This window comes from Halomonas alkalisoli (assembly GCF_021412585.1).
In the GTDB taxonomy this organism is placed as follows: Bacteria; Pseudomonadota; Gammaproteobacteria; order Pseudomonadales; family Halomonadaceae; genus Halomonas; species Halomonas alkalisoli.
The window spans coordinates 230,807-238,488 of the sequence record NZ_JAKCMI010000027.1 but is presented as its reverse complement, the minus strand read 5'-3'; the positions used below and the strand labels follow the sequence as shown (position 1 = coordinate 238,488).

Genomic DNA, 7,682 nt, shown 5'->3' with positions numbered 1-7,682 from the left:
CCATCGGCTGCACAGTGGCCTTGGTTACCGGACTCCGATAGAGTTCGAGGAGATTAACTGATGGTGGCGTGTCCACTTTGTCGGGGGAAGTCCACATGACTCGCCACCGCATAAGAAAGAAACATTGTTGGAGGTAGCTTTAGCTCGCGACCGCGGTGTCACCAAACCTTGCCGATTAATACCAACAGCAGCGCTGCGACAGAGTAAAAAATAACTGCCTTTGTTTCCACCACCTAGTTGTAAAATCAGTCCAATGGCAGAAATCGGCCATGATGCGCCATCAAACAAGAAAAGAACGTTGTTGGAGGTAGCTTTAGCTCGCGACCGCGGTGTCACCAAACCTTGCCGATTAATACCAACAGCAGCGCTGCTACAAGAGTGAAAAAAACTGCCTTTGTTTCCACCACCTAGTTGTAAAATCAGTCCAATGGCAGAAATCGGCCAGAAGCAGATATCCAGAGAATTTTCATACAACGCTCTGGAATTCCTCTGCGATGCGCAAAGCACGATGATAGGTGAATGCTCCGTCGCCCGCCGCCACCTCGGCCATTCCCCTTGGCCGGCACATCGTCGACAAGGTGAAGGAGCAAGTGGACGGGTGACAGTAGTCGCACCTGCTAGACTATGAGAAGGGACACAAGACCGGGCAACAATTGGGAGATTGACGCCATGATGCAGTCCATACTGCTGGCTATCGATTCTTCTCCGTCCGCCGAGGTGGCTCGCCGGTACGCGATCGACATGGCGCGCCGACTGGAGGGGACGGTGCATGCGGTGTTTGTTATCGACTCTCGGCTCACGGAATTCTCTTACTTTAGCGATGAGTCGCGCCCCGGCGTCGTCGAAGCCGCCTTGCGGCTCCGGGAGCAGACCCTGCAGCAGCTTGAAGAGCAGGGTGAGCTTCTGCTGGAAGCGGTCAAGGCCGAGATCGAGGCAGCGGGCATCGAGTGTCGTGTCGACAGGCTCAGTGGCGTGCCCGCGGTGCGGATTCTCGATGCCGCGAGCGACAGCGATCTGATCGTCATGGGGCGGCGGGGCGAGTCCGCGGGCCTAGGCGATACCAAGGGACTGGGCGAAGTGGTGGAGCGGGTGTTGCGTACGGCCGATCAGCCGGTACTGCTCGCCGGCGCCGATTTCCAGGAGATCACACAGGTCCTGCTCGGCTTCGATGGCTCCAAGCCGGCCCGAGAGGCTATGAACTATGCCATCGAACTCGCTCAGAGGCTTGTGCTGCCGGTGAGGGCTGTCAGCGTGCATCACGAGGAACACGTTGCCCGTCGTCATCTGGAGACCGTCGAGCTCTATGCGGCCAGCCACAAGGTCAAGGTCGACACCGATATCCGCAAGGGCGATCCGGCCGACGTGATCCTGAGCATGGCGCAGCCGGGTGACTTGATCACCATCGGCGCCTTCGGCGAGGGGCGCATTCGAGAGTGGCTGCTAGGCTCGACCACTGAGACGATCTTGCGTTCGGCGGCGCAGCCGGTATTGTTGCATCGTTGAACGCGTGACTAAAAGCGCAGGGTGGCGCGCGTATCTTATCCAGATCACCCTCAAATTTCAGCGATCACGAGACCTTGGCACCGGCGCCCCCTATCAGCGTGGCATCCTGGCGGCTACTTCTTTTCCAGCGGCTCGGGCCACCTGGCTTCCGGCACGACAGAAGTCACCTTCGAGATCGAGGTAGAACCACAGTGAACAAAACCCTTCTCATCTCGATAGTCACTCTGCTCACCTCCCTACTACTAACTGCCTGCTCACCAGCCATCGGCGAGCCACCGGCACACTACCTGGAACGCGCCGGCACCGCCCTCATGGAAGCCATGGGCGATACGCAGCAGCTCGAAAACGTTCTTGCGATCTACGATGAAGGGCTGGAACGACACCCCGACAACGCCGAATTGCTCAACAGCCGCGCACAGCTTCTCGCCAGCCTCGGCCGTTACGAGGAAGCCAAACGTGACCTGGATGAACTGCACGAAGGGGAATTACACAAGGAGGGAATGCTGCTGCGCTGCATGCTGCAAGAGCGCCTGGAAGGAGCCACGGACGATGCCTTGGCGTGCTATGCGGAGGTGGAGGCCGCCTATGTCATGGCCGGCGAGCCAGACGACCATCCCAACGCCAATCACATCCTGGCGGCTCGCCTGGCCGAAACATCCGAGGCCGCCGACCTGCTAGAGGAGTGGCAGGCAAGCGACGACCCGATGAAGAACCTGATGGTGGAAGAGATGCTGGAGATGGAACGAGGGGAGCTGATCCAGATGCTATTGCCTTGAATGTTGCCCTACGTGAGAAGCCCAAGGCCGATAGATATCTGGCATCCTTATGGGGAATGTTGAGTACAGGGCGTTACCCAAGTGGACGACATGATCGAACGGGCTGCACTGTTCAGCAGGGCCGCCCACCAAGCCGTGGGGCAGCAACGCAAATACACCGGCGAGCCCTACTGGCACCATCCGGTGGCCGTCTCGGAGATGGTGTCAGCCGTCGAGACGGCGACCCCGGAGCTGATCGCTGCAGCCTTGCTGCATGACGTGCTTGAGGATACCGACGTTACGCCGATGGACATCGAGGAGTGCTTCGGTCAGCGAGTCACCGTCCTGGTCCAGGAGCTGACGGATCAATTCACCGATCCCGAAATCGGTAACCGTACCCACCGCAAGGCGCTGGAGCGTGACAGGCTGGCCGAGATTTCCCCAGAGGCTCAGACCATCAAGTACGCCGACCTGATCGACAACACCGTCAGCATCGTCGCGCGAGACCCTGGCTTCGCCCGGGTTTATCTGGCCGAGAAGCGCCGACTCCTCGAAGTGATGGCAGCGGGTGACCAGGAGCTGAGGCGCAAGGCATGGAGCGTATTGCTTGAAGGTGAGGCAAAGGTTCGCGGAGCAGCATCGAACGCTCGCACCTCGACGCGCTAGCTAGATCAGCTAGCGGCTATGATGCGCCACAGCATAAGAAAAGAACGTTGTTGGAGGTAGCTTTAGCTCGCGTCCGCGGTGTTGCCAGTCTTGCCGATGGAGACCAACAGCCGCCCTGCTATAAAAGTGGAAAAATCGCTGCGTTTGGTTCCACTTCCTATAGCTTGCAAATCGATTCAATGGCAGAAATCGGCCATGACGCGCCACCACACAAGAAAAGAACGTTGTTGGAGGTAGCTTTAGCTCGCGACCGCGGTGTTAACTAATCTTACCGATTAATACAAACAGCAGCGCTGCGACAAGAGTGAAAAATAACTGCTTTTGTTTCCACCTAGTTGAAAAATCGATCCAATGGCAGAAATCGACCAGAAGCTGGCTCTCAGAAAATACTGATTTAACATCGTGCTCTGCGGCAAATTTGTAGCGCAGCGGAAAATTTGTCCGACAGCAGCACTTTGTTATATGCCCTTTTCATTAGTGGCTCACAGGTATTGCTTGGAATTGGTGAGACATTTCCGTTTGGTCAAGGGTGCGGTCACGTAGTCTTCGTCCAGAAAGCGGATCAGCTCCTTCAGTTGTTTCTTGTCTTCCGGGATAACCAGCTTGCCGTCGTCGTTGACGATAATGGTGATGTGGTGATCTTCTGGCAGTTCGGCATTGAAGGTGTAGGCGACGACTTGGATGTCGGTGACGGTGATGTCTTTCAGTACTTCATTCTTCTGCAACAGGGCGATTTTCTTGCGGATGATGGAGTCGGCCTGCTCCTTGAATCCTGCTTGGTCTTCAAAGGCAAAGAGGTCGGTGGCGGCGAAGCCCTCGAGATCGGTGTCGGTGGCTTCTCGGTAGTATTCGGCCAGATCCAGAAAGCGTTTAGTGTTGTGGTAAGAAGTAAAATACAGGGTGCCGTTATGGAAATGGGTGGTGAGTTTGTCTTGCAGCATCATCCCCGGCTCTTCCAGTTTTTTGTAAGTGTCGCCACTGCCGATCAGGGTAAAACCGCGCTTGAGCAACTTACCGGCATCGAAAACCTGAAAGTTAACGGTTTTGTTGGCTTCTGTCCAAGTGCCGCTAAACAAGGCCTTGATGCGGTGCGTTTCGGCATTGAGGTCCAGCACCGGACAGGTGAGCGGATTGCCGATGGCCTGTCTGATGGCGGGTGGCAATGGGTAATCGGCAATGGTGAAGATTTCGCCTTCATCCACGTTGTAGCTGCCGGTAAAGGCGATCGACTGCCGGTCGCCAAGCAGTGTCGACTGTTGCTCGGCGAACAATTGTGCCAGTTCGGTATTGAGTGCGGCGGTCAGTGGTATGCGACGGATGGGAGCATCGTCATCATCGACCAAAGCGAACAGGTTGGAAGGATTATTGTTATTTGGCATGGTTGGCATCCAATATCATATATTCCGTTAATTGCACCACCTGTGAGACGGCCTTGCAATCGGTAATGTTCTGGCGGGTGACCAGCACATAGGTGATGTCGCCTTCGATCGTCACTTCAAAGAAGTGATAGCCGAAAAAACCCAGCAAAGGGTTGAAGTGGTAGGCGTGGGAGTTGTAGACGATAAAGAAGAAGATCACCGCCACAAACACCAGCACCGGCAGACTGATGGTGCTCTGGCTCTGGTTGATCAGCGGCAGCAGGTAGACCAGCAGAAAGCCGACGATCTCCTTGTCCACGGTTTTGACCGATTTGATCTTCACCGGCAGACGCTCCAGCCCGTGGCGCGAGGCAGACAGCCATACCAGTCCAAAGCACAGGCCACTTAACACCAGCGCGGCCAGCAGATAGCCGCTGCCCACTAGCCAATGAGCGGCCAGATTCTCCGTCCACGGCAAACCGCGCAGCCATGAACTGCTGATTTCGACAAACCACAGCGTCAGAAAAATGGGCGCAAGTGCCGTAGACACCAGCGCCAATTTGGCGAGCCGATTAAGCACGGGCAGCCTCTGGGGTATCAGCGCTGACTTTGTTATTCTTCGCTGCGGGTTCAGCTGCGCTGTTATGGCTGAAGGCTTCTTTTAACACCGCTTGCATCAGTTGTTCGGCGTGGTTCTGGTTTTGGGTGATCTGGGTTTCCAGTTGATCGCAGATGGCGAGGAGTTTATATGCCTTGTCGACTATTTTTTCTTGCTCATCAATCGCTGCTAGGGGAAACCGGAAGTTAGATAGTTTTGTAGCATTTATGTTTGACTGACCAAGTGCATCAGTTTTAACTTCATCGCACCATGCTGAATGTAGGCGCGAATTCATCACTAAATTTGCATAATCAGGTGAGATGCTGCCTGCCATGTGGAACCGAACCAAGTAACCGGCATAGATCGCTGGGTGCTCACCTCTATATAGAGCTGTTTTTCCAACCAGCTCTCTACTGTTCGTACGATTAAACAGTACATCACCTTCGATCAGTTCATATTTCTCAATTTCAACTGGATCATTTGAATATACCAATCCATCCCAGTCTATATCACCAGATTGAATATTCCCCATTCTTAGGACCGGAACATCACCTGTTTTCTTTGATTTGCTACTGGTTCCGTATTGAAATCCGTAGGTAACATCAGCCAACCGACACCATTCCCACCCCTGCGGCAGTTCGAACGGTTTTTCCTCGTCCGTAATCGGTGGCAACGGTTTTTGCGCTTTGATTTTTTTGTCTTTGACCAGCTGCGCTTTTTCGGTGGCGATGCGTTTGAGCAGTTCGCTGGCCGGTTCCACATCGGGGTTTTGCGCGCGCCATTCGGCGGTGAGTTTGCCTTCGATGGCTTCTTGTAAAATCTGCTGACGCAGTTTTTTCAGAAGGGCTTGTTGGTGGGTGAGTTCGGAAGATAATGTTGTACTTCTTGCTTTGATCGCCTGAAATTGCTTATTGAATACTCGCTGTTCTGTCAAATCGGGGAGGTAAATTGTCTGGTTAAAAAATTTATCTTTTTGTAAGCGAATTCGTTGCGTTGTGCCATCACTGCCTTTTCGGCAGATCTCGTCAAACCAATGCGTTGAAGTGAGCTCCAAAAAGAAACTTTTATCGACCACATCGTCGTCAATTTCAAAGCACCAGAAATCGTTGGTAACAACTGCGCCGTCCAGTTCCGGCGGCACAATACCAAAAGCCCCATTTCTGGCGTCAATGCCAGAAAAAATAAAATCACCCTCTTTAACCTGATACATTTTTGACTTTATATCAGCGCCAAGTTTTTCTTCACGTAGCACTACTCCCTTGTGATACAGCTTCACAGTGACAAGTTTGTACCGTGATGTTGGCTCAAGGTTTATTGGCCTTTTAATACGGTGAAGAAAATCGCCAATGAGTACCGGATTGCTCACTACACCAACTCCTTGCGCAATTGCTCCAGCAGCTGATCACCCTTGGCAAAGGACTGATGCAGCAGGTCGAGCAGTTCGGTGCTGCTGTGCTGTTTTTCTTCCTCGGCGCGATGCGGGTTTTTGATGTCGAGGTTGTAGCCATTGGCCTTGATGGTGTCGATATCCACCTGCCAGGCCTGTTTGTTGGCTTCGCGCTTCCCTTTATTTGAGCTCCACCAGTTTTTCAGGGAGTCGAACTCGGTCAACTGAATCGGCTTGGTTTTAGAGTAGGACTTGTAGCTTTCCGGCAGTTTGTGTTCGTAGTACCAGATGGTTTTTGTCGGCTCTCCCTTAGTGAAAAACAGCAGGTTGGTGGCCACCGAGGCATAGGGCTGGAACACGGAGTTGGGCAGGCGCACGATGGTGTGCAGGTTGCAGTCTTCCAGCAGTTTCTGGCGGATGCGTTGTTTGACGCCGTCGCCAGTGAGTGAGCCATCGGGCAGGACGATAGCGGCGCGGCCACCGTCCTTGAGCAGGTGAATCATCAGGATCAAGAACAAGTCCGCCGATTCCTTGGTGCGGTAGGTTTGCGGAAAATTATTTTCATTGTTATTGGAGACTACGCCACCAAAAGGCGGGTTGGCGATGATCACGTCTACCCGGTCTTTGCGGGTGTATTCGCTCAGGGGGCGTTGCAGGGAGTCGCCAAACTGGATATTGGGGGTGATGATGTCGTGCAGGATCAGGTTGGTGTTGGCCAGCATATAGGGCAATGGTTTGTATTCCCAGCCGCGCACATTGTGGGCAATGGCTTCACGCTCGGCTACAGTGCTGGCGCTGGCCTTGAGGTGCTCGATCACCGCCGTTAAAAAGCCGCCGGTGCCGCAAGCCGGGTCGAGCACCGTTTCGCCGTGTTCGGGATTCACCATTTCGGTCATCAACTGGGTAATGGCGCGGGGGGTGTAGAACTCGCCCAGGGTGCCGGCGCTTTGCAGTTCGCTCAGGAAGGTTTCGTAAATCTGGCCGAACAGGTGCAGGTCTTTGCTGTTGTTGAAGTCGATTTCGTTGAGCTTGTTGATCACCTGACGCAGGTGAATGCCGGATTTCATGTAGTTGTAGTTGTTGGCAAACACCTCATGCACCAGCACGGCGCGGCGCTTGGCGGTGGACAGATCAATCTCGGAGAGCGTGGGGAACAGCTTGCGATCAACAAACTGCAACAGCTCGTCGCCGGTCATCCCTTCGTCATCGCCGGCCCATTCGTCCCAGTGCAGCTCTGCGGGGATAGGTGAGCTGTAGTTGTCGTCCATCAGCTCCAGTTCTTTGTCCTTGTCGCTGAAAATTTTCAGAAACAGCATCCAGCCCAGTTGCAGAATGCGCAGCTCGTCGCTGCCGGTGCCGGTGTCTTGCCGCATGATGTTGCGGGCGGATTTTACGATGCCTGATACGTTTCCCAT

The 7,682-nt window shown here is 54.2% G+C and carries 7 protein-coding genes; 3 read left to right on the top strand and 4 right to left on the bottom strand.

Annotated features, from left to right (window positions below; translation table 11 throughout):
* Positions 1–669 precede the first annotated feature (669 nt).
* The 3 genes from LY622_RS12515 (at position 670) to LY622_RS12505 (ending at position 2,924) form a co-directional block, all read left to right on the top strand.
* Positions 670–1,503, top strand: coding sequence for a universal stress protein (locus tag LY622_RS12515; protein ID WP_234291184.1), 834 nt, complete (start codon positions 670–672; stop codon positions 1,501–1,503).
* A gap of 191 nt (positions 1,504–1,694) precedes the next feature.
* Positions 1,695–2,279 (top strand): tetratricopeptide repeat protein, encoded by a 585-nt coding sequence (locus LY622_RS12510; protein WP_234291183.1) that lies wholly within the window; start codon positions 1,695–1,697, stop codon positions 2,277–2,279.
* 90 nt (positions 2,280–2,369) lie between these two features.
* Positions 2,370–2,924, top strand: a complete 555-nt coding sequence (locus LY622_RS12505) for an HD domain-containing protein (RefSeq protein ID WP_234291182.1) — start codon at positions 2,370–2,372, stop codon at positions 2,922–2,924.
* A gap of 482 nt (positions 2,925–3,406) precedes the next feature.
* Here the strand turns inward: LY622_RS12505 and LY622_RS12500 are convergent, their stop codons facing one another.
* The 4 genes from LY622_RS12500 to LY622_RS12485 are packed head-to-tail and all read right to left on the bottom strand — an operon-like array spanning position 3,407 to position 7,682.
* Positions 3,407–4,303 (bottom strand): Kiwa anti-phage protein KwaB-like domain-containing protein, encoded by an 897-nt coding sequence (locus LY622_RS12500; RefSeq protein ID WP_234291181.1) that lies wholly within the window; start codon positions 4,301–4,303, stop codon positions 3,407–3,409.
* Complete coding sequence (locus tag LY622_RS12495; protein ID WP_234291180.1) at positions 4,293–4,862, bottom strand: KwaA family protein; 570 nt, start codon at positions 4,860–4,862, stop codon at positions 4,293–4,295. The genes LY622_RS12500 and LY622_RS12495 overlap by 11 nt, the downstream gene beginning before the upstream one ends.
* Entirely contained in the window at positions 4,855–6,246 is a 1,392-nt protein-coding gene (locus LY622_RS12490; RefSeq protein WP_234291179.1) for a restriction endonuclease subunit S, read from the bottom strand. The genes LY622_RS12495 and LY622_RS12490 overlap by 8 nt, the downstream gene beginning before the upstream one ends.
* Positions 6,246–7,682 carry a class I SAM-dependent DNA methyltransferase gene (locus tag LY622_RS12485; RefSeq protein WP_234291178.1) on the bottom strand — a complete coding sequence of 479 codons (1,437 nt, stop codon included), beginning with the start codon at positions 7,680–7,682 and terminating at the stop codon, positions 6,246–6,248. The genes LY622_RS12490 and LY622_RS12485 overlap by 1 nt, the downstream gene beginning before the upstream one ends.